The 18523-nt window shown below is 72.2% G+C and carries 19 protein-coding genes; 15 read left to right on the top strand and 4 right to left on the bottom strand.

Going from position 1 to position 18523, the window contains the following annotated elements:
- Positions 1 to 16: 16 nt before the first annotated feature.
- Positions 17 to 997 carry an SAM-dependent methyltransferase gene (locus ACFC0D_RS04840; protein ID WP_376431047.1) on the bottom strand — a complete coding sequence of 327 codons (981 nt, stop codon included), beginning with the start codon at positions 995 to 997 and terminating at the stop codon, positions 17 to 19.
- A 97-nt stretch (positions 998 to 1094) separates the two neighbouring features.
- Here ACFC0D_RS04840 and ACFC0D_RS04835 point away from each other — a divergent pair, with 97 nt between their 5' ends.
- Genes ACFC0D_RS04835 through ACFC0D_RS04825 form a run of 3 tightly spaced genes read left to right on the top strand, consistent with a single transcriptional unit; the run spans position 1095 to position 3613 of the window.
- A complete protein-coding gene (locus ACFC0D_RS04835; RefSeq protein ID WP_376431045.1) occupies positions 1095 to 2300 on the top strand; it encodes a sensor histidine kinase in 1206 nt (401 codons plus the stop codon).
- Positions 2301 to 2320: 20 nt separating this feature from the next.
- Positions 2321 to 2995 carry a response regulator gene (locus tag ACFC0D_RS04830; protein ID WP_376431042.1) on the top strand — a complete coding sequence of 225 codons (675 nt, stop codon included), beginning with the start codon at positions 2321 to 2323 and terminating at the stop codon, positions 2993 to 2995.
- A 3-nt stretch (positions 2996 to 2998) separates the two neighbouring features.
- The gene (locus tag ACFC0D_RS04825) at positions 2999 to 3613 is read left to right on the top strand and encodes an AAA family ATPase (RefSeq protein ID WP_376431040.1); all 615 of its coding nucleotides are present in this window, start codon (positions 2999 to 3001) and stop codon (positions 3611 to 3613) included.
- A gap of 19 nt (positions 3614 to 3632) precedes the next feature.
- Here ACFC0D_RS04825 and ACFC0D_RS04820 read toward each other — a convergent pair whose 3' ends face one another.
- Positions 3633 to 4721, bottom strand: coding sequence for a DUF5937 family protein (locus ACFC0D_RS04820; protein ID WP_376431038.1), 1089 nt, complete (start codon positions 4719 to 4721; stop codon positions 3633 to 3635).
- A 99-nt stretch (positions 4722 to 4820) separates the two neighbouring features.
- Here ACFC0D_RS04820 and ACFC0D_RS04815 point away from each other — a divergent pair, with 99 nt between their 5' ends.
- Positions 4821 to 5027: a hypothetical protein gene (locus tag ACFC0D_RS04815; RefSeq protein WP_376431036.1), complete on the top strand. Its 207-nt coding sequence runs from the start codon at positions 4821 to 4823 to the stop codon at positions 5025 to 5027.
- Between the two features lie 98 nt (positions 5028 to 5125).
- Here ACFC0D_RS04815 and ACFC0D_RS04810 read toward each other — a convergent pair whose 3' ends face one another.
- Positions 5126 to 6265, bottom strand: a complete 1140-nt coding sequence (locus ACFC0D_RS04810) for a threonine aldolase family protein (RefSeq protein ID WP_376431034.1) — start codon at positions 6263 to 6265, stop codon at positions 5126 to 5128.
- A 124-nt stretch (positions 6266 to 6389) separates the two neighbouring features.
- On the opposite strand from ACFC0D_RS04810, the gene ACFC0D_RS04805 reads away from it, so the two are divergent.
- The 10 genes from ACFC0D_RS04805 to ACFC0D_RS04760 all read left to right on the top strand — a co-directional run bounded on the left by ACFC0D_RS04805 (position 6390) and on the right by ACFC0D_RS04760 (position 14926).
- The gene (locus tag ACFC0D_RS04805; protein WP_376431032.1) at positions 6390 to 7301 is read left to right on the top strand and encodes a Rossmann-like and DUF2520 domain-containing protein; all 912 of its coding nucleotides are present in this window, start codon (positions 6390 to 6392) and stop codon (positions 7299 to 7301) included.
- The gene (gene panC / locus ACFC0D_RS04800) at positions 7298 to 8404 is read left to right on the top strand and encodes a pantoate--beta-alanine ligase (protein WP_376431030.1); all 1107 of its coding nucleotides are present in this window, start codon (positions 7298 to 7300) and stop codon (positions 8402 to 8404) included. Before ACFC0D_RS04805 ends, panC begins: the two co-directional genes overlap by 4 nt.
- Positions 8401 to 10095 carry an L-aspartate oxidase gene (locus ACFC0D_RS04795; RefSeq protein WP_376431029.1) on the top strand — a complete coding sequence of 565 codons (1695 nt, stop codon included), beginning with the start codon at positions 8401 to 8403 and terminating at the stop codon, positions 10093 to 10095. Before panC ends, ACFC0D_RS04795 begins: the two co-directional genes overlap by 4 nt.
- Positions 10092 to 11120, top strand: coding sequence for a carboxylating nicotinate-nucleotide diphosphorylase (gene nadC, locus ACFC0D_RS04790; protein ID WP_376431027.1), 1029 nt, complete (start codon positions 10092 to 10094; stop codon positions 11118 to 11120). The genes ACFC0D_RS04795 and nadC overlap by 4 nt, the downstream gene beginning before the upstream one ends.
- Entirely contained in the window at positions 11120 to 11926 is an 807-nt protein-coding gene (locus ACFC0D_RS04785) for a type III pantothenate kinase (protein WP_376431025.1), read from the top strand. The genes nadC and ACFC0D_RS04785 overlap by 1 nt, the downstream gene beginning before the upstream one ends.
- A 661-nt stretch (positions 11927 to 12587) precedes the next feature.
- Positions 12588 to 13154 carry a hypothetical protein gene (locus tag ACFC0D_RS04780; protein WP_376431273.1) on the top strand — a complete coding sequence of 189 codons (567 nt, stop codon included), beginning with the start codon at positions 12588 to 12590 and terminating at the stop codon, positions 13152 to 13154.
- A gap of 14 nt (positions 13155 to 13168) precedes the next feature.
- Positions 13169 to 13348 carry a hypothetical protein gene (locus tag ACFC0D_RS04775; RefSeq protein ID WP_376431023.1) on the top strand — a complete coding sequence of 60 codons (180 nt, stop codon included), beginning with the start codon at positions 13169 to 13171 and terminating at the stop codon, positions 13346 to 13348.
- Between the two features lie 110 nt (positions 13349 to 13458).
- Positions 13459 to 13908, top strand: coding sequence for a BlaI/MecI/CopY family transcriptional regulator (locus tag ACFC0D_RS04770; RefSeq protein ID WP_376431021.1), 450 nt, complete (start codon positions 13459 to 13461; stop codon positions 13906 to 13908).
- 9 nt (positions 13909 to 13917) lie between these two features.
- Positions 13918 to 14445: an amino-acid N-acetyltransferase gene (locus tag ACFC0D_RS04765; protein ID WP_376431020.1), complete on the top strand. Its 528-nt coding sequence runs from the start codon at positions 13918 to 13920 to the stop codon at positions 14443 to 14445.
- Positions 14446 to 14590: 145 nt separating this feature from the next.
- Entirely contained in the window at positions 14591 to 14926 is a 336-nt protein-coding gene (locus ACFC0D_RS04760) for an Lsr2 family protein (protein ID WP_376431019.1), read from the top strand.
- On the opposite strand, the gene ACFC0D_RS04755 is transcribed toward ACFC0D_RS04760, so the two are convergent.
- Positions 14905 to 15495, bottom strand: coding sequence for an SCO3374 family protein (locus ACFC0D_RS04755; RefSeq protein WP_376431018.1), 591 nt, complete (start codon positions 15493 to 15495; stop codon positions 14905 to 14907). The two genes, ACFC0D_RS04760 and ACFC0D_RS04755, sit on opposite strands and share 22 nt — an antisense overlap.
- Before the next feature lie 462 nt (positions 15496 to 15957).
- Between ACFC0D_RS04755 and ACFC0D_RS04750 the strand changes: the two genes are divergently transcribed.
- Positions 15958 to 18483, top strand: a complete 2526-nt coding sequence (locus ACFC0D_RS04750; protein ID WP_376431017.1) for an ATP-dependent Clp protease ATP-binding subunit — start codon at positions 15958 to 15960, stop codon at positions 18481 to 18483.
- Positions 18484 to 18523 lie beyond the last annotated feature (40 nt).

The raw sequence follows: 18523 nt of genomic DNA, 5'->3' as shown, positions 1-18523 counted from the left end.
CGGGGCCGGTGCCCTGTCAGGCCCGTCCGCCCGGAGCGCCCGGCACCCTCCGAGTGAGCCACAGGAAGTCGCCCAGCCCCCCGCGCGCGGTCAGCTCGGCCGCCTCCCCGGCGGAGGCCAGCGCCCGCACATACGCGCCCGGGTCGCTCGACGCCAGCGAGAGCGGCGGCCGCTCACCCCGGACACCGAGGCGCCGCAACGCCTCCCGTTGCGTGACCACCTCCCCGCCGGCCGAGGCGCACGCGTCCATCGCCACATGCGCCGTCACGTCACAGGACCCGTCGGGCACCGCCGTCACCTCCCGCCCCGCCCGGAACCCCGTCAGCGTTCCGAACGGCGGCCTGGACTCCCGTACATGCCCGTAGTCCACCGCCACCGCCGTCCCCGCCGCCAGCGCCCCGACCGCCGCCGCCCACGCCTCGTCCCGCGACCGCCCGATCTCCGCCCGCTCGCCGGGCTCCGCCAGCGGCCACCACCGCTCCAGCCACTCCGCGTCCGGGCCCTCGACCACCTTCCCCAGCCGCTCCGCCCCGTCCGCCGCCCGCACCTCGACGTACCGGACCGTCCCCGCCTCGTCGACGGCCGCGACCTCCACCGGCACGTTGTCGAGCCACTCGTTCGCGAAGAGCAGCCCGCGGACCCCCTCCGGCACCCGGTCCGTCCACTCCACCCGGGGATCGAGCCCCGTCGGCCGGTCCGCGCGCTCCACGCCGTACGCCCGTACCGAAAGCCCCGAAGGCACGGCGGCCAGCACGCCCGTCAGCAGCTCCCCCCGCCCCGCGCCGACGTCCACGAACGCGAGCTCGTCCGTCCCCAGCTCCTCGGCCACCTCCGCCAGCAGCCGGGCGACGGCCCCCGCGAAGAGCGGCGAGGCGTGCACGGAGGTGCGGAAGTGACCGGCCGGGCCCTCGGGGCGCCGAAAGAAGCCCTCCGGGCCGTACAGCGCCTGCTCCGTGGCCTCACGCCACCCCTGCCACTGACACGTCTCATCCGTCACGCGGTCCAGTCTCCACCTTGCGGAGTACGGTCTTCCCACCAAGGATCGACCCCACGGTTGACCCCTGCACCTATCTGCTTTCCCTACGCTGGGTCACGTGCAGCGCCTCTACGACTTCATCCGCAGACACCCGACGGGCGTCGACACCTTCTGGGCCGTCGTCCTCCTCGGGTTCTCCGTGCTGTGGGTGGGCACCTCCTACCCGGCGGTCGACAACGCCGCCGCGTACGGCGTGGTCGGCGCGCTGTTCTCCCTCGTCGTCGCGCTGCGCCGCCGCGCACCCGAGAAGATGCTGCTGCTCGCCGTCGCGCTGGGCCTCGTCCAGCTCGGCTTCGGGCTCCAGCCCTTCTTCGCGGACTTCGCCATGCTGGTGATCATCTACACGGTGGCCGCGCACGACGGACCGCGCTGGGCGTCCCGTCTCGCGCTCGTCGGCGGTCTCAGCGCCGCCACGCTCTCCATGCTGAGATGGCCGTCCGAGACCAGCCCCGGATCGACCCTCGCGCATGTCTTCTTCACGGTGATCATGACCGTGCCGTTCGCCCTCGCCTGGGTGCTCGGCGACTCCCTGCGGACCCGCCGTGCCTACTTCGCTCAGCTGGAGGAGCGCGCCTCCCGCCTGGAGCAGGAGCGCGAGGCGCAGGCCAAGGTCGCCGTCGCCGCCGAGCGTGCCCGGATCGCCCGCGAGCTGCACGACGTCGTCGCGCACAACGTCTCGGTGATGGTGGTCCAGGCCGACGGCGCCGCCTACGTCCTGGACTCCTCCCCGGAGACGGCCAAGCAGGCCCTGGAGACGATCTCCTCCACCGGCCGCCAGGCGCTCGCCGAGATGCGCCGGCTGCTCGGCATCCTGCGCACCGGCGAGCACAAGGAGGCGGGGGAGTATGTGCCCCAGCCCGACGTCGAGCAGATCGAGGACCTCGTCGAGCAGGTCCGCGGGGCCGGACTGACCGTCGACTTCCGGATCGAGGGGACGCCACGGCCGCTGCCCAGCGGCGTCGAGCTCACCGCGTACCGGATCGTGCAGGAGGCCCTCACCAACACGCGCAAGCACGGCGGCCCGGACGTGGGGGCCAGCGTCCGCCTGGTGTACTTCGACGACGGCCTCGGGCTGCTCGTCGAGGACGACGGGCGGGGCGCGACGCACGAGATGTACGAGGACGGGGGCGCCGACGGCCGGGGCCACGGCCTGATCGGTATGCGCGAGCGGGTCGGCATGGTCGGCGGCACCCTGGACGCGGGACCGCGTCCGGGTGGCGGCTTCCGTATCAGCGCCCTGCTCCCCCTGAAGCCCGCCCACTGACGACCCGAAGGAACCCCCACATGTCCATCCGCGTGATGCTCGTCGACGACCAGATGCTGCTGCGCACCGGCTTCCGCATGGTGCTCGCCGCCCAGCCGGACATGGATGTCGTCGCCGAGGCGGGCGACGGCGTGGAGGCGCTGGAGGTGCTGCGCTCCACGGCCGTCGACGTGGTCCTGATGGACGTACGGATGCCCAAGCTCGACGGGGTCGAGACGACCCGGCGGATCTGCTCGGAGCCCGACGCCCCCAAGGTGCTGATCCTGACCACGTTCGACCTCGACGAGTACGCCTTCTCCGGGCTGAAGGCGGGTGCGAGCGGTTTCATGCTGAAGGACGTGCCGCCGAGCGAGCTGCTCGGCGCGATCCGTTCCGTGCACAGCGGGGACGCGGTCGTGGCCCCGTCGACCACGCGCCGGCTGCTCGACCGCTTCTCCCCGATGCTTCCGTCGTCGGGGAAGGAGCCGCAGCACAAGGAGCTGGACCGGCTCACCGACCGGGAGCGCGAGGTGATGATGCTGGTGGCGCAGGGCCTGTCGAACGGCGAGATCGCCGCCCGGCTGGTGCTGTCGGAGGCGACGGTGAAGACGCACGTGGGCCGGATCCTGACCAAGCTGGACCTGCGCGACCGGGTGCAGGTGGTGGTCCTGGCGTACGAGACGGGTCTGGTGCGGGCGGGCGGCGGGGCGGTCTGAGCCGTGCCGCTGCTCTGGATCAACGGGCCCTTCGGGGGCGGGAAGACACAGACGGCGTACGAGCTCCGGCGCCGGCTGCCCGGCAGTGTGGTGTGCGATCCGGAGCATGTCGGCTTCGGGCTTCATCGCACCCTGCCGCCGGCCCTTCGAGGTGACTTCCAGGACCTGCCGGCCTGGCGGCGGGGCGTGTACGAGGTCCTCGACCTGGCGCTGCGGGAGCACACGGACGGCCCGGTGATCGTGCCGATGACGCTGGTGGAACCGGCGTACTTCGAGGAGGTCGTCGGCAGGCTGCGCGCGGCGCACGGCGCGGACCGGGTGCACCACGTCGCGCTGCTCGCACGGCGGGAGACGGTCCTGAAGCGGCTGACGGAGCGGGGTCTCGGCCGCGGCCTGAAGCGCGAGAGCTTCGCGGTGAGCAAGCTGGACGGATGCCTGGAGCGGCTGAACGGCCCCGAGTTCGCGCACCACATCCGTACGGACCCGCTGACGGTCCCGCAGGTCGCGGACGAGGTGGCGCGCATCGCCGGGCTGCGGCTCGCGCCGAACACGGACGGGCCGTTGCGGCACCGGCTGCGCCGGGTGCGGGTGGGTCTCGCCCACATCCGCTTCGACTGAGGGCCGGCCTCTCGAGCCGCTAGCGCAGGAGGGCCTCGAGGAAGTCGCTGCCCAGGCGGGCGACGACGGTCACGTCCAGCTGGTGCAGGACGTAGCGGCCGCGGCGCTGGGTGGTGAGCAGCCCGGCCTTCTTCAGGACGGCGAGGTGACGCGAGACCTCCGGGGCGGTGATGCCGTACGCGTCGGCCAGCTCGCTCGTCGTGTACGAGGCGCGGGCGAGGTTGCGGCACATCCGCATCCGCATCGGGTGGGCGACGGCCTCCAGGCGGAGTTTGACCGTCTCCACGGGGGCGGTGCCGGCGAGTTCGCGGGTGGAGACGGGGTACTGGATCACCGGCTGCCAGCCGCGTGCGTGCACCGCGATGAGATGCGGCCGCCCGAAGGCGGTCGGCAGGAAGGTGAGCGCCGAGCCCTGGGTGGTCGTGCGGCCGAGGACCAGCTTGTCGACGGCTATCCGGGAGCCGCGCTCGTCCTCCTCCAGGCTCATCGCCGGGGAGACGGCGGCGAGGGCATCGGCGAGACCCTTGTGCCGCAGCAGTTCGGTCTTGTGCCGGGCGTCGGCCGCGAGCTGGACCCGGACCCGGCGCCAGGTGTCGGCGAAGAACGCGTCGTCGCAGTCCTCCAGGAGTCGGCGGACCCACGCGCGCGTGCCGGTCGGATCGGCGAGCATGCGCTCCACGAACGCGGCCTGCCGCGGGCCGCGCGCGGCGGCCAGGTCGAGGGCGCGGCGGCGGGAGTGGGCATCGACGAGCGGGGAGGGCAGGCCGTCCGCGTACTGGGTGCTGCAGGAGATCTCCAGCGCCGCCCCCACGTAGGTCTCGTCGTCCATCAGGTCGAGGTCGTCGAGCTCCTCGGCGAGCGTCTCGCGCGGCTGGGCGGGCAGCAGGAAGTCGGAGCGCGTGGACCGCCACATGAAGTCGGCCTCGTGCATCCGGTCGGCGAGTGCGGGCTCGAGTCCGGCGGCGGTGGTCGTGGCCCAGCCGTGCAGCCCGGGGTGGTGCCCGGGCTCGGAAAGCACGTGCATCGCGGCGCCGAGTTCGGCAAGCGGCGAGGGGCAGAAGGAGATCCGCTGGTGCGGCAGTCCGGTGATGTCGATGGTCACGCTCACCCCCCTATGGTGCGGGTCGAGCCGGACTCCCCGGCGACCGTTTGACGGCGGCCGTCAAACGGCGCGACCGCGGACCCCGCCCGGCGCATCGTGAAGGGCATGAACGCACTGCACCAGTACCTCCTCGACAGCTACCGGGCCGAGCAGCGTGGGGAGCGGATGCCGCCGATGCCCGGGACCCACGACATCGCGACCCTCCGCGCGGTCTGCGACAGCCGTCGCTTCGACGCAGTCGTCGCCGGCCGCCCGGCCCGTGGGCGGCTGCGCACGGCGCTCAACCGCCTGCTGCATCCACGGGCGTGCTGAGAGGGCCTCCCGCTCCCACCACGGGCGTGCTGGGACGGGGAGTCGGGCGGGCCGAGACGGGCGGCCCGCCCGCTCCCGGGACGCGTCGTGCGGAGAGATCACGCCACGTGCGAGAGGAACTCCCGCACCGCCTCCCGCACGTCGTCCGCCGTCCATGCCAGCCCCGGCTCGGTCACCGTCACCTCGGTCACCGCCACCCCCGGCGGGCCGCCCGCGCCAGGTCCGCTCCAGCGGCGGAAGAGGACCGTGTCCCTCTCCTCCGCCAGCGCCACCGAGGCCGCGGTCAGGACCTCGGGGTCGTACGGCAGCCACACCTGGAACTGGTGGGTGTGCGGGGTCTCGGGGTGGATCCGGAACCACGGCACTCCCGCCTCCTCGAAACCGGTCCGCAGCCCGTCGGCCACCACGCGCGCGTGCGCCACGTACGAGGGCAGCCGCGGCAGCTCCCGCTCCAGGCCCCGCAGCGCCGACACCGCGGCCGGAAACTGCTGGAAGAGCAGCCCTCCGTACCGGTGCCGCCACACCCGCGCCTCCTCCATCACGTCCTCGGGGCCCGCAAGAGCCGCCCCCGAAAGGCCGCCCAGGGACTTGTAGAAGGACACGTACACGCTGTCCGCGAGCCCCGCGATCTCCCGCAGGTCGCGCCCGAAGTGAGGGGCGCACTCCCACAGCCGTGCGCCGTCGAAGTGCACCACTGCCTCACGTTCGCGCGCCGCCTCCACCACAGCCACGAGCTCCTCCCAGGACGGCAGCACGAACCCCGCGTCCCGCAGCGGCAACTCCAGCATCAGCGTCCCGAACGGCTCCGGGTGGTCCCGTACCTCCTCGGCCGTCGGCAGCCGTGGCTCGTCCGTCGGATGGACCGTGCGCAGCCCGCTCACCGCGCCCAGCGCACCGCCCTCGTGGACCTCCGGATGCGCGAGCGGATGCAGGGCGACGACCGGGCTGCCCGTCCGCCCCGACCAGCAGCGCAGCGCCACCTGCTGGGCCATCGTCCCGGTCGGGAAGAACACCGCGGCCGGGAGACCGAGCGCGTCGGCGACCCGCCGCTCGACCTCCTCGACGAGACCGTCGCCGTACACGTCGGGCCGGCCCCCGTCGTCCTCCGTTCCCGCGGGCCAGTCGGCCAGCTCCCGCAGGCGCTCCCCGACCGTGCCCTCCACCGGCGAGTGCCACAGCTTGCGCTGTGCACCGCCCCACGCCTTCGCCTGGATCAGCCGCGCTTCCGTTTCGTCCATGGGCCGATCATCACACCACCACCCACACCCTGTGGACAGCCACGGAGGAGCGCGAAACGCTGGCGTAGCATGACCAGAAATCGTCCGGTACCCCCCGCGGACTGGAACGGAAGGCCGTTGCCGCGTGAACCAACCAGCAGAACCCCGAGCGGAAGACCGACCCGCGCGACTCACCGTGGGAGTCGTCGGAGCCGGCCGGGTGGGACCCGCCCTCGCCGCCGCTCTCCAGCTCGCGGGACACCGCCCCGTCGCCGTCTCCGCGGTCTCCGACGCGTCCGTGCGCCGCGCCGCCACCCTGCTCCCCGACGTGCCGATCATGTCGCCCGCCCAGGTGCTCGCCCACGCCGATCTGGTGCTCCTGACCGTTCCCGACGACGCCCTGCCCGGCCTGGTCGAGGGTCTCGCGGAGACCGGGGCCGTACGGTCCGGGCAGCTGCTCGTGCACACCTCGGGGCGGTACGGAGTGCAGGTCCTGGACCCCGCGCGGCGGGCCGGCGCGCTGCCGCTCGCCCTGCACCCCGCCATGACCTTCACCGGGTCCTCCGTCGACGTCCAGCGGCTGGCCGGCTGCTCCTTCGGGGTGACCGCGCCCGTGGAGCTGCGGCTCGCCGCCGAGGCCCTGGTCATCGAGATGGGCGGCGAGCCCGAGTGGATCGAGGAGGAGGCCCGCCCGCTCTACCACGCGGCCCTCGCCCTCGGCGCGAACCATCTGGTCACCCTGGTCGCCCAGTCGATGGAGCTGCTCCGAACGGCCGGGGTCGCCGCCCCGGACCGGATGCTCGGCCCCCTCCTGGGCGCCGCCCTGGACAACGCCCTGCGCTCGGGTGACGCCGCGCTCACCGGCCCCGTCGCGCGCGGTGACGCCGGCACGGTCGCCGCCCACGTCGCCGAGCTGCGCAAGCACGCGCCCGGCACCGTCGCCGGCTATCTGGCGATGGCCCGTACGACCGCGGACCGGGCGCTCGCGCACGGCCTGCTCAAGCCCGAGCTGGCCGAGGATCTGCTGGGCGTGCTCGCAGAGGGGGAGACCCGATGAGGTCCACGTCGTCCACGTCGTCCACATCGTCGACGACGTCGTTCGCACTGGTCCGCACGGCGGACGAACTGCACACGCTGGTGGCGAGCCGGGCCTCCGCCGCCCGGGCCGCCGCGTCCTCCGCCGCACGCCCTCACGCGGCCGAAAACAGCCGTACCGCCGTCGTCATGACGATGGGCGCCCTCCATGAGGGCCACGCCACCCTCGTGCGCACCGCCCGCGAGTACGTGGGACCCGACGGGTTCGTCGTCGTCACGGTCTTCGTCAACCCGCTCCAGTTCGGTGCGGGAGAGGACCTCGACCGCTACCCCCGCACGCTGGACGCCGACCTCACGACCGCCGAGGCGGCCGGCGCCGACACGGTCTTCGCACCAGCCGTCGACGAGGTCTACCCCGGCGGGGAGCCCCAGGTCCGGATCAGCGCGGGACCCATGGGTGAGCGCCTCGAAGGCGCCTCCCGGCCCGGCCACTTCGACGGGATGCTCACCGTCGTCGCCAAGCTGCTCCACCTCACCCGCCCGGACCTGGCGCTGTTCGGCCAGAAGGACGCGCAGCAGCTGGCCCTGATCCGCCGGATGGCCCGCGACCTGAACTTCCCGGTGGAGATCGTCGGCGTGCCGACGGTCCGCGAGGGCGACGGGCTCGCCCTGTCCAGCCGTAACCGCTACCTCTCCGCCGGCGAGCGCCGCACCGCCCTCGCCCTCTCCGGGGCCCTGTTCGCCGCCGGCGACCGGCTCGCCGCCCAGCACGCGCTGCGCGCGCGTGCCGACTCGCTGCCCGGCGCGCAGAACCGGGCCGAGACCCGCGCCGAGGCGCTCTCCCGGCTCGGGGAGGCCCGCGCCGCGGCCGACGCCCACGCGGTGGCCCAGGCGACCGAGGGCAACGGAGCCGAAGCCGTACGGGCCGCGGCCCGCGCCGTCCTCGACGAGGCGGCGAAGGCCGAGCCGCCGCTCACCCTCGACTACCTGGCCCTGGTCGACCCGGCCGACTTCACCGAGGTCGCCGACGACCACGAGGGCGAGGCGATCCTCGCCGTCGCCGCGCGCGTGGGCAGGACGCGGCTGATCGACAACATCCCGCTGACGTTCGGAGCCACCAAGTGACCGGAATACGGCTGCAGGCGCCCGCGCCGGGCTGGTCCATCGACGCCGATGTCGTCGTGGTCGGCTCCGGCGTCGCGGGGCTGACCGCGGCCCTGCGCTGCACCGCCGCCGGACTGCGCACGGTCGTCGTCACCAAGGCCCGCCTGGACGACGGCTCCACCCGCTGGGCGCAGGGCGGCATCGCCGCCGCGCTCGGCGACGGCGACACCCCCGAGCAGCACCTCGACGACACCCTGGTGGCAGGCGCCGGGCTCTGCGACGCCGAGGCCGTACGGCTCCTCGTCACCGAGGGCCCGGACGCCGTCCGCCGGCTGATCGCCACCGGCGCCGACTTCGACAAGACCGCCGACGGCAAGATCGCGCTGACCCGTGAGGGCGGCCACCACCGCCGCCGGATCGCGCACGCCGGCGGCGACGCCACCGGCCTGGAGATCTCCCGCGCCCTCGTCGAGGCGATACGGGACCGGGGTCTGCGCACCATCGAGCACGCCCTCGTCCTGGACCTCCTCACCGACGACGAGGGCCGCACGGCGGGCGTCACCCTGCACGTCATGGGCGAGGGCCAGCACGACGGCGTCGGCGCCGTCCACGCCCCCGCCGTCGTCCTCGCCACCGGCGGCATGGGCCAGGTCTTCTCGGCCACCACCAACCCGGCCGTCTCCACAGGCGACGGCGTCGCGCTCGCCCTGCGCGCCGGGGCCGAGGTGTCCGACCTCGAGTTCGTCCAGTTCCACCCCACCGTGCTCTTCCTCGGCGCCGGCTCCGAGGGCCAGCAGCCGCTGGTCTCCGAGGCGGTACGGGGCGAGGGCGCCCATCTCGTCGACGCCGACGGGGTCCGGTTCATGCTCGGGCAGCACGAGCTGGCCGAACTCGCCCCCCGCGACATCGTCGCCAAGGCGATCATGCGCCGGATGCAGGAGCAGGGCGCCGAGCACATGTACCTGGACGCCCGCCACTTCGGCGCCGAGATGTGGGAGAACCGGTTCCCCACCATCCTGGCCGCCTGCCGGGCCCACGGCATCGACCCGGTCACCGAGCCGATCCCGGTCGCCCCGGCGGCCCACTACGCCTCCGGCGGCGTCCGCACCGACCTGACGGGCCGGACCACCGTCCCGGGCCTCTACGCGTGCGGTGAGGTGGCCTGCACGGGCGTCCACGGCGCCAACCGGCTCGCCTCGAACTCGCTCCTGGAGGGCTTGGTCTTCGCCGAGCGCATCGCCGAGGACATCGCCACGCTCGGCCCGCACCGCGAGGGCCTGCCGGTCGTGTCCACCACCTCGTCCGTGCTGCCGCTGCTCGCCCCCGAGACCCGGACCCGCGTCCAGCGGACCATGAGCGCGAACGCCGGAGTGCTGCGGTCCGCCGAGAGCCTCGCGGCCGCCGCCGAGGCCCTGGAGGCGCTGAGCCTCACGGCGGCCGACGACCACCCGGGCAAGGCGGCCGAGCCGGGCGTCGACTCCTGGGAGACGACGAACCTCCTGTGCGTCGCCCGCGTGCTGGTCGCCGCCGCCCGGGAGCGCGAGGAGACCCGCGGCTGCCACTGGCGCGAGGACCACCCCGAGCGCGCCGAGGACTGGCAGCGCCATCTGATCGTGCGCCTCACCTCGGACCGGCGGCTCGTGGTCCGCCGTACCGCCACCGCAGACTTTCCCTCCGTCACCCCCGAAGCCCCCAGGGAGCCGCAACCGTGAGCACGCCAGAGGAACACCGTCCCGAGCCCGTGGACGTACCCCTGATCCAGATCAGCGCCCCCGCCGAGAGCGCGGGCGGCTGCGGTGACGGCTGCGGCTGCGCCGAGGGCGACGAGGTGTACGAGTGCGGCCTCGACCCCGCGCTCGCCCAGCTGCTCGCCGACGCCGGGCTCGACCCGGTCCAGGTCGAGGACATCGCCCACCTGGCGATCGAGGAGGACCTCGACGGCGGTGTGGACGTGACGACCGTCGCGACCGTCCCCGAGGACGCGATCGCCACCGCCGACTTCACCGCCCGCGAGACGGGCGTCGTGGCCGGTCTGCGGGTCGCCGAGGCGGTGCTGTCCATCGTCTGCACGGAGACCTTCGAGGTCGAGCGGCACGTCGAGGACGGCGAGCGCGTCGAGGCCGGCCAGAAGCTGCTCTCGGTCACCACCCGCACCCGCGACCTGCTCACCGGCGAGCGCAGCGCGCTGAACATCCTGTGCCGCCTCTCGGGCATCGCCACCGCCACGCGCGCGTGGGCCGACGTCCTGGAGGGCACCGAGGCCCGGGTCCGCGACACCCGCAAGACCACGCCGGGCCTGCGCGCGCTGGAGAAGTACGCGGTGCGCTGCGGCGGCGGCGTCAACCACCGGATGTCGCTCTCGGACGCGGCGCTGGTGAAGGACAACCACGTGGTCGCCGCCGGCGGCGTGGCGCAGGCCTTCAAGGCCGTACGGGAGCAGTTCCCGGAGGTGCCGATCGAGGTCGAGGTCGACACGCTGCACCAGGTCCGCGAGGTCCTGGACGCGGGCGCCGACCTGATCCTGCTCGACAACTTCACCCCCCTGGAGACCGAGGAGGCCGTCGCCCTGGTCGCCGGCCGCGCCGTCCTGGAGTCCTCCGGCCGTCTCACGCTCGAGAACGCGGCGGCGTACGCGGCGACCGGCGTGGACTACCTCGCGGTCGGCGGGCTCACCCACTCGTCCCCGATCCTCGACATCGGCCTCGACCTGCGCGACGCCTCCGAGGCGGCGGTCTGATGCTCCTCACCATCGACGTCGGCAACACGCAGACGGTCCTCGGCCTCTTCGACGGCGAGGAGATCGTCGAGCACTGGCGCATCTCCACGGACCCGCGCCGCACCGCCGACGAGCTGGCGGTCCTGCTCCAGGGCCTGATGGGCATGCACCCGCTGCTGGGGGTGGAGCTCGGTGACGGCATCGGCGGCATCGCGATCTGCTCGACCGTCCCGTCGGTGCTGCACGAGCTGCGCGAGGTGACGCGGCGGTACTACGGCGACGTCCCGGCGGTCCTGGTGGAGCCCGGGATCAAGACGGGCGTCCCGGTCCTGACGGACAACCCCAAGGAGGTCGGCGCGGACCGCATCGTCAACTCGGCGGCGGCGGTCGAGCTCTACGGGGGCCCGGCGATCGTGGTCGACTTCGGCACGGCGACGACGTACGACGCGGTCACGGCGCGCGGCGAGTACGCGGGCGGGGCGATCGCGCCGGGCATCGAGATCTCGGTGGACGCGCTGGGCGTCAAGGGCGCGATGCTCCGCAAGATCGAGCTGGCCCGTCCGCGCAGCGTGATCGGCAAGAACACGGTCGAGGCGATGCAGTCGGGCATCGTCTACGGGTACGCGGGCCAGGTCGACGGCGTGGTGTCCCGGATGAAGCGCGAACTGGTCGGCGCGGACGGCGACCCGTCCGACGTCACGGTGATCGCGACGGGCGGCCTGGCCCCGATGGTGCTCGCCGACTCCAAGGAGATCGACGAGCACGAGCCCTGGCTGACCCTGATCGGCCTCCGCCTGGTCTACGAACGCAACATCTCCCGCATGTAGCCGCCCCCCGGCCGGGGCCCGAGCGCCCCGGCCCGCGGCGTCTGCCCACGGCCGACGAGGCCGGCCCGGGCGCACCGGGCGCACTCGCCCACGGAAGCCGTAACAGCCGGGCCCACCGGGCCCGCCGTCCCACCCACCGGTTCGCACACGTGCGACGAGCCTTCGCCGCCCCGCCCCGGTCTGCCGCACCGACGAGCCCGCGCCGCCCAAGGGCCAGCCGTCCCACCCACCGGCCCGCACCCGTGCGACGACCCCCGCTGCCCCGCCCCGGTCCGCCGCCCGCCCAACGGCAACGCGCCGCCCCACCCACCGGCCCGCACCGCCCAAGGGCCAGCCGCCCCACCCACCGGCCCGCACCCGTGCGACGACCCTCGCTGCCCCGCCCCGGTCCGCCGCCCGCCCAACGGCAACGCGCCGCCCCACCCACCGGCCCGCACCCGTGCGACGGCCCCCGCTGCCCCGCCCACCGTCCCGCACCCGCGAGACGGACCCGCGCCGCCCCGCCCACCGGCCCGCACTCGTGCGACGGCCCCCCGCCGCCCCCCGCCCCGGTCCGCCGCCCGCCCAAGGGCAACGCGCCGGGGGATGATCGGTAAACGAAATTTGTCCGATTAGCGCGTATCGTCACCGCATGCCCACGCCATACGGATCCCGCGGCGGCATGGCGTTCAGCGCGGACGAGCTGCGTGTGCTCCGACGCGCCCTTGCCACCGCCCTCAACCCTGCCCCCCTTCAGGACGAGGACGTCCAGGACTGCCTGCGCCTCGCCGAATCCGTGGACGACGCCGTCCGCGAGGCCGGCCGGCTGCGCGCCTTCCTCCTCGCCGACCTGACCCGCTACCGCGAGGCCCTGCCCGGCTCGCTCCCGGGCTATCTGGAGCTCCTCCAGGACGCCCTCGCCGCCGGCTACGACCCCGCCGCCGACGACCTCTCCGCCCTGCGCACCCTCCGGTCCCATCCCCGGGCCGCCGGCCTCCTGGAGCGCTGCCAGGTCCTCGCCGAACGTTCCGTGCGCGCCCGCCTCGCCCGCGTCTCCCAGGCCGTGGCCACCGCGCCCCGCACCCGACTGCTCGCCCTCCCCGGCGGTCGCGCCGCAGACGAGCCCAAGCCGTCCACCCCGAAGCCGCCCGCCCCGATCAAGCGCCCGGCCCCCAAGCCCTCCGAGGTGTTCCCGCCGCGCCGACGCCCCGTACCCCCGCCCCCGCCCGAGGAACGCGTCGCCGGATAGCTACCCTGGTCGGCATGGACTACGTATCCGCGCTCCTGCCCCCCATCGTGATGGCCACGTTCTTCATCTGCCTCGTCGTCACGATCGTGAAGAGCCAGGGCGGTCCCAACAAGGCCAAGGAGGACGCGGCCGTGGACGCCGCCTACGCCCGCGCCGAGGCCGCCCGTCAGGCGGACGGCAGCAGCGCCTCCTAGTCCCACCCGCATCGAGGACGTACGACAGTTTTCCTGTCGTACGTCCTTTTTGTTGCGTTTCCTCCGCCAATAACCAGCCATTCCCGGTTCGCTTGACTAAGGTGGCAGTTGTGCCCCGCCAATTGGGAGAGCTCGAAGACGCCGTCATGACACGCGTCTGGCAATGGAACCGCCCGGTGACCGTCCGGGAAGTCCTGGAGGATCTCCAGCAGGAACGGTCCATCGCCTACACCACCGTCATGACGGTAATGGACAATCTCCATCAGAAGGGCTGGGTGCGCAGGGAAGTCGACGGCCGTGCCTATCGATATACCGCGGTCTCCACCCGCGCTGCCTACTCGGCCGCACTGATGAACGAAGCCTGGTCCCAGAGCGACAACCCCGCCTCCGCGCTCGTCGCGTTCTTCGGCATGATGTCGAGCGAGCAGCGGGAGGCCCTCAGCGACGCGATCCGCATCGTCGGGCACAACGTCCCCGAGGCCCCCGCCCCACCGGCGGAGAGTGCCGGGGAGCGGACCACCGGCGAGGGCGACGGCGGTACGGCCGACGAGGGGCGATAACGTCCCCCCATGTCGTCGTCCTCCACCGCTTCAAAAGCCGTCACCGTTCGCCGTGCCCGCACCAGTGATGTCGCCGCGGTCCGCCGCCTTGTCGACCCGTACGTCGGCCGCGGCATCCTGCTCGACAAAGCGACGGTGACGCTTTACGAGGACATCCAGGAGTTCTGGGTGGCCGAACGCGACGAGGACGCCGAGGTGGTCGGCTGCGGCGCACTCCACGTGATGTGGGAAGACCTCGCGGAAGTACGTACTCTCGCGGTCGATCCGGAGTTCAAGGGCGCGGGCGTCGGACATCACGTGCTCGACAAGTTGCTGCACACCGCCCGATGGCTCGGTGTGCGCCGGGTATTCTGCCTGACCTTCGAAGTCGACTTCTTCGCGAAGCACGGCTTCGTCGAGATCGGTGAGACTCCGGTCGACGGAGATGTCTACAGCGAGCTCCTGCGTTCCTATGACGAGGGCGTCGCCGAGTTCCTCGGTCTCGAACGAGTGAAGCCGAACACCTTGGGCAACAGTCGGATGCTTCTGCATCTGTGATCGTGCCGAGCGCACGGGAGCCCTATGTCCGAATCGCGCACGTTTCCCGCGTTGCCGGGCTTCTGAACCTCTGCCAGGGGTTTGTGTTTTTCCGGGAAAAGCGGTTTCCTTTCCGCGTACTGCATTTTCGATGAAAGGAAATCCGGTGGCACAGAAGGTTCAGGTCCTTCTTGTCGATGACCTCGACGGTGTCGAGGCGGACGAGACCGTGACGTTCGCGCTGGACGGCAAGACCTACGAGATCGACCTCACCACCGCCAACGCGGACAAGCTCCGCGGCCTGCTCGAGCCGTACACCAAGAGCGGCCGTCGCACCGGTGGCCGCAGCGCCGGTACGCGTGGCAAGGGTCGCGTCGCCGCCGGTGGCAGCCCGGACACCGCGAAGATCCGCGCGTGGGCCAAGGAGAACGGATACAGCGTGAACGACCGCGGCCGTGTCCCCGCGGAGATCAAGGCGGCCTACGAGGACGCGAACCGCTGAGGCGTCAGCTGCTGAGGCGCCGATCCGTGAGGGCGCGCACTCAGCAGCCGCACCCGATGGCACTCCGCGGCCGCGGTGGCCACGAGCCGTGCGAGACAGGGGGCGCCCGCATCGCCCCGCGTGGCGGCCCGCAGCGCGGGCAGCGAGCCGTCCCCGGCCCGGCCGGGCTCGGGAGCCCGCAGCCACACCGCGGCGCCCGGCGCGCCGGAACCGCTCCGTCCTGGGGGAATGGGAGCGGTCATCCGGCCGCCCGCGCCCAGGGCGACGAGATCCAGTGAGATCCCGCCCCATTCGAGCCAGTCGAGCAGCCCCGGCAGCTCCTCCGCGCTCCCCGCGGCCGTCAGCAGCCGCATTCTGCGCCCCATGAGGGCCACCGGTCCGGTCGCGGGGCCCATCCTGCGCAGCACCGCCCGGCCGGCCGCGACGGGCAGCTCCAGGACGTCGAAGCGCACCCCTGTGACCAGCTGCACCGGCGGGCCTTCCACGGCCGCCCAGCCGAGTTCGCGTTCGTACCACCGCACCAGGCCGCCGTCGATCGGCGAGCGGGGCAGCGGGACGGTGAGGGCCATGTCCGGGGAACTCCCGCGAGCGCCGGTTGGTTACGCCCGTGATGACTCAGCGTCCTTGATCCAGTGCGCAGAGTGTCCATGATGGGGGCGTACGGGTGCATTCGAGAGCGCAAGGATGTTCGCCCGTAGCGGAGGGAACGGGGGTGTGCTGCATGGAGTGTCAGTGCTTACGGGTAAGACATTCCTAGTGAGGAGGGACGACTTGCGGGCTTTGGCGTCTCACGTTCGCCATCGGCGTACAGATGGCGGGGGTAACTGCTTGGCCTGCGGGAACATCGTCTCGCACCATCGGGTTGGAGCATTTGTCGGCTGTTCGGCAGCAGGTCTCCCCGCTTGAGAGGGGGTGATCCGGACGGATGTCGGCAGTTGGAATGAGCGGTCCCCGCTTGCGGGACTAAGCTGCGGAAGGACAGGGAGGGGATCGACCCCTAACTGACTGACCGCTCTGAGGAGCGATTAACGATGTTCGAGAGGTTCACCGACCGCGCGCGGCGGGTTGTCGTCCTGGCTCAGGAAGAAGCCCGGATGCTCAACCACAACTACATCGGCACCGAGCACATCCTCCTGGGCCTTATCCACGAGGGTGAGGGTGTCGCCGCTAAGGCCCTGGAGAGCCTCGGGATTTCGCTCGAGGCGGTCCGCCAGCAGGTTGAGGAGATCATCGGGCAGGGGCAGCAGGCCCCGTCCGGCCACATCCCCTTCACCCCGCGTGCCAAGAAGGTCCTGGAGCTGTCGCTCCGCGAGGCCCTCCAGCTCGGCCACAACTACATCGGCACCGAGCACATCCTGCTCGGCCTGATCCGCGAGGGTGAGGGTGTCGCCGCCCAGGTCCTCGTGAAGCTGGGCGCCGATCTCAACCGGGTGCGGCAGCAGGTCATCCAGCTGCTCTCCGGCTACCAGGGCAAGGAAGCCGCCACGGCCGGCGGTCCTGCCGAGGGCACCCCCTCGACGTCCCTGGTCCTCGACCAGTTCGGCCGCAACCTCACCCAGGCGGCCCGCGAATCCAAGCTCGACCCGGTCATCGGGCGCGAGAAGGAGATCGAGCGGGTCATGCAGGTGCTGTCCCGCCGTACGAAGAACAACCCGGTCCTCATCGGCGAGCCCGGCGTCGGCAAGACCGCCGTCGTCGAGGGCCTGGCGCAGGCCATCGTCAAGGGCGAGGTGCCCGAGACCCTCAAGGACAAGCACCTCTACACCCTGGACCTCGGCGCGCTGGTCGCCGGCTCCCGCTACCGCGGTGACTTCGAGGAGCGCCTGAAGAAGGTCCTCAAGGAGATCCGCACCCGCGGCGACATCATCCTGTTCATCGACGAGCTCCACACCCTGGTGGGTGCGGGTGCCGCCGAGGGCGCGATCGACGCCGCCAGCATCCTCAAGCCGATGCTGGCCCGTGGTGAGCTCCAGACCATCGGTGCGACCACGCTGGACGAGTACCGCAAGTACCTGGAGAAGGACGCGGCCCTCGAGCGCCGCTTCCAGCCCATCCAGGTCGCGGAGCCGTCGCTGCCGCACACGATCGAGATCCTCAAGGGTCTGCGCGACCGGTACGAGGCCCACCACCGGGTCTCCATCACGGACGAGGCCCTCGTCCAGGCCGCGACCCTGGCCGACCGGTACATCTCGGACCGCTTCCTGCCGGACAAGGCGATCGACCTGATCGACGAGGCCGGCTCCCGGATGCGTATCCGCCGGATGACCGCGCCGCCGGACCTCCGCGAGTTCGACGAGAAGATCGCCGGCGTCCGCCGCGACAAGGAGTCCGCGATCGACTCCCAGGACTTCGAGAAGGCGGCGTCTCTCCGTGACAAGGAGAAGCAGCTGCTGGCGGCGAAGACCAAGCGGGAGAAGGAGTGGAAGGCCGGCGACATGGACGTCGTCGCCGAGGTCGACGGCGAGCTGATCGCCGAGGTCCTCGCGACCGCCACCGGCATCCCGGTCTTCAAGCTGACCGAGGAGGAGTCCTCGCGTCTGCTCCGCATGGAGGACGAGCTCCACAAGCGCGTCATCGGTCAGAAGGACGCCGTCATCGGCCTCTCGCGGGCGATCCGTCGTACGCGAGCCGGTCTGAAGGACCCGAAGCGTCCCGGTGGCTCGTTCATCTTCGCCGGCCCGTCCGGTGTCGGTAAGACCGAGCTGTCCAAGGCTCTCGCCGAATTCCTCTTCGGCGACGAGGACGCGATGATCTCCCTCGACATGTCGGAGTTCAGCGAGAAGCACACGGTTTCGCGTCTCTTCGGTTCTCCCCCCGGATACGTGGGCTACGAAGAGGGCGGCCAGCTCACCGAGAAGGTGCGCCGTAAGCCGTTCTCCGTCGTCCTCTTCGACGAGGTCGAGAAGGCCCACCCCGATATCTTCAATTCCCTTCTCCAGATCCTGGAGGACGGTCGACTGACCGACTCCCAGGGCCGGGTCGTGGACTTCAAGAACACGGTCATCATCATGACGACCAACCTCGGGACCCGGGACATCTCGAAGGGCTTCAACCTGGGCTTCGCGGCCCAGGGCGACACGAAGTCCAACTACGAGCGGATGAAGGCGAAGGTCAGCGACGAGCTGAAGCAGCACTTCCGCCCGGAGTTCCTGAACCGTGTGGACGACATCATCGTCTTCCCGCAGCTCACCGAGGCCGACATCCTGCAGATCGTCGACCTGATGATCAGCCGGGTGGACGAGCGCCTGAAGGACCGGGACATGGGCATCGAGCTCTCCCAGTCCGCGAAGGAGCTGCTCGCCAAGAAGGGTTACGACCCGGTCATGGGCGCCCGGCCGCTGCGCCGGACGATCCAGCGCGAGGTCGAGGACTCGCTCTCCGAGAAGATCCTCTTCGGCGAGCTGCGCCCCGGTCACATCGTGGTCGTGGACACCGAGGGCGAGGGTGAGGAGAAGAAGTTCACCTTCCGCGGCGAGGAGAAGTCGGCCCTGCCGGACGTCCCGCCGATCGAGCAGGCGACGGGCGGAGCGGGCCCGAACCTCTCGAAGGACGCGTAAGCGTTCGATCGCGTGACAGGGGCGGCCCCGGACTCGGAAG

The sequence above is a fragment of the Streptomyces sp. NPDC056222 genome, from assembly GCF_042264065.1.
Taxonomy (GTDB): domain Bacteria; phylum Actinomycetota; class Actinomycetes; order Streptomycetales; family Streptomycetaceae; genus Streptomyces.
Note: the sequence above shows the minus strand (reverse complement) of the source record. Positions and strands in the feature narration are given on the sequence as shown.

Excerpts from the sequence above, each read along its gene's own strand:
- ACFC0D_RS04830 (WP_376431042.1), top strand. The coding sequence starts at position 2,321 with ATGTCCATCCGCGTGATGCTCGTCGACGACCAGATGCTGCTGCGCACC.
- ACFC0D_RS04815 (WP_376431036.1), top strand. The coding sequence starts at position 4,821 with ATGAACGCACTGCACCAGTACCTCCTCGACAGCTACCGGGCCGAGCAG.
- ACFC0D_RS04810 (WP_376431034.1), bottom strand. The coding sequence starts at position 6,265 with ATGGACGAAACGGAAGCGCGGCTGATCCAGGCGAAGGCGTGGGGCGGT.
- panC (WP_376431030.1), top strand. The coding sequence starts at position 7,298 with ATGAGGTCCACGTCGTCCACGTCGTCCACATCGTCGACGACGTCGTTC.
- ACFC0D_RS04785 (WP_376431025.1), top strand. The coding sequence starts at position 11,120 with ATGCTCCTCACCATCGACGTCGGCAACACGCAGACGGTCCTCGGCCTC.
- ACFC0D_RS04780 (WP_376431273.1), top strand. The coding sequence starts at position 12,588 with ATGGCGTTCAGCGCGGACGAGCTGCGTGTGCTCCGACGCGCCCTTGCC.
- ACFC0D_RS04775 (WP_376431023.1), top strand. The coding sequence starts at position 13,169 with ATGGACTACGTATCCGCGCTCCTGCCCCCCATCGTGATGGCCACGTTC.
- ACFC0D_RS04765 (WP_376431020.1), top strand. The coding sequence starts at position 13,918 with ATGTCGTCGTCCTCCACCGCTTCAAAAGCCGTCACCGTTCGCCGTGCC.
- ACFC0D_RS04755 (WP_376431018.1), bottom strand. The coding sequence starts at position 15,495 with ATGGCCCTCACCGTCCCGCTGCCCCGCTCGCCGATCGACGGCGGCCTG.
- ACFC0D_RS04750 (WP_376431017.1), top strand. The coding sequence starts at position 15,958 with ATGTTCGAGAGGTTCACCGACCGCGCGCGGCGGGTTGTCGTCCTGGCT.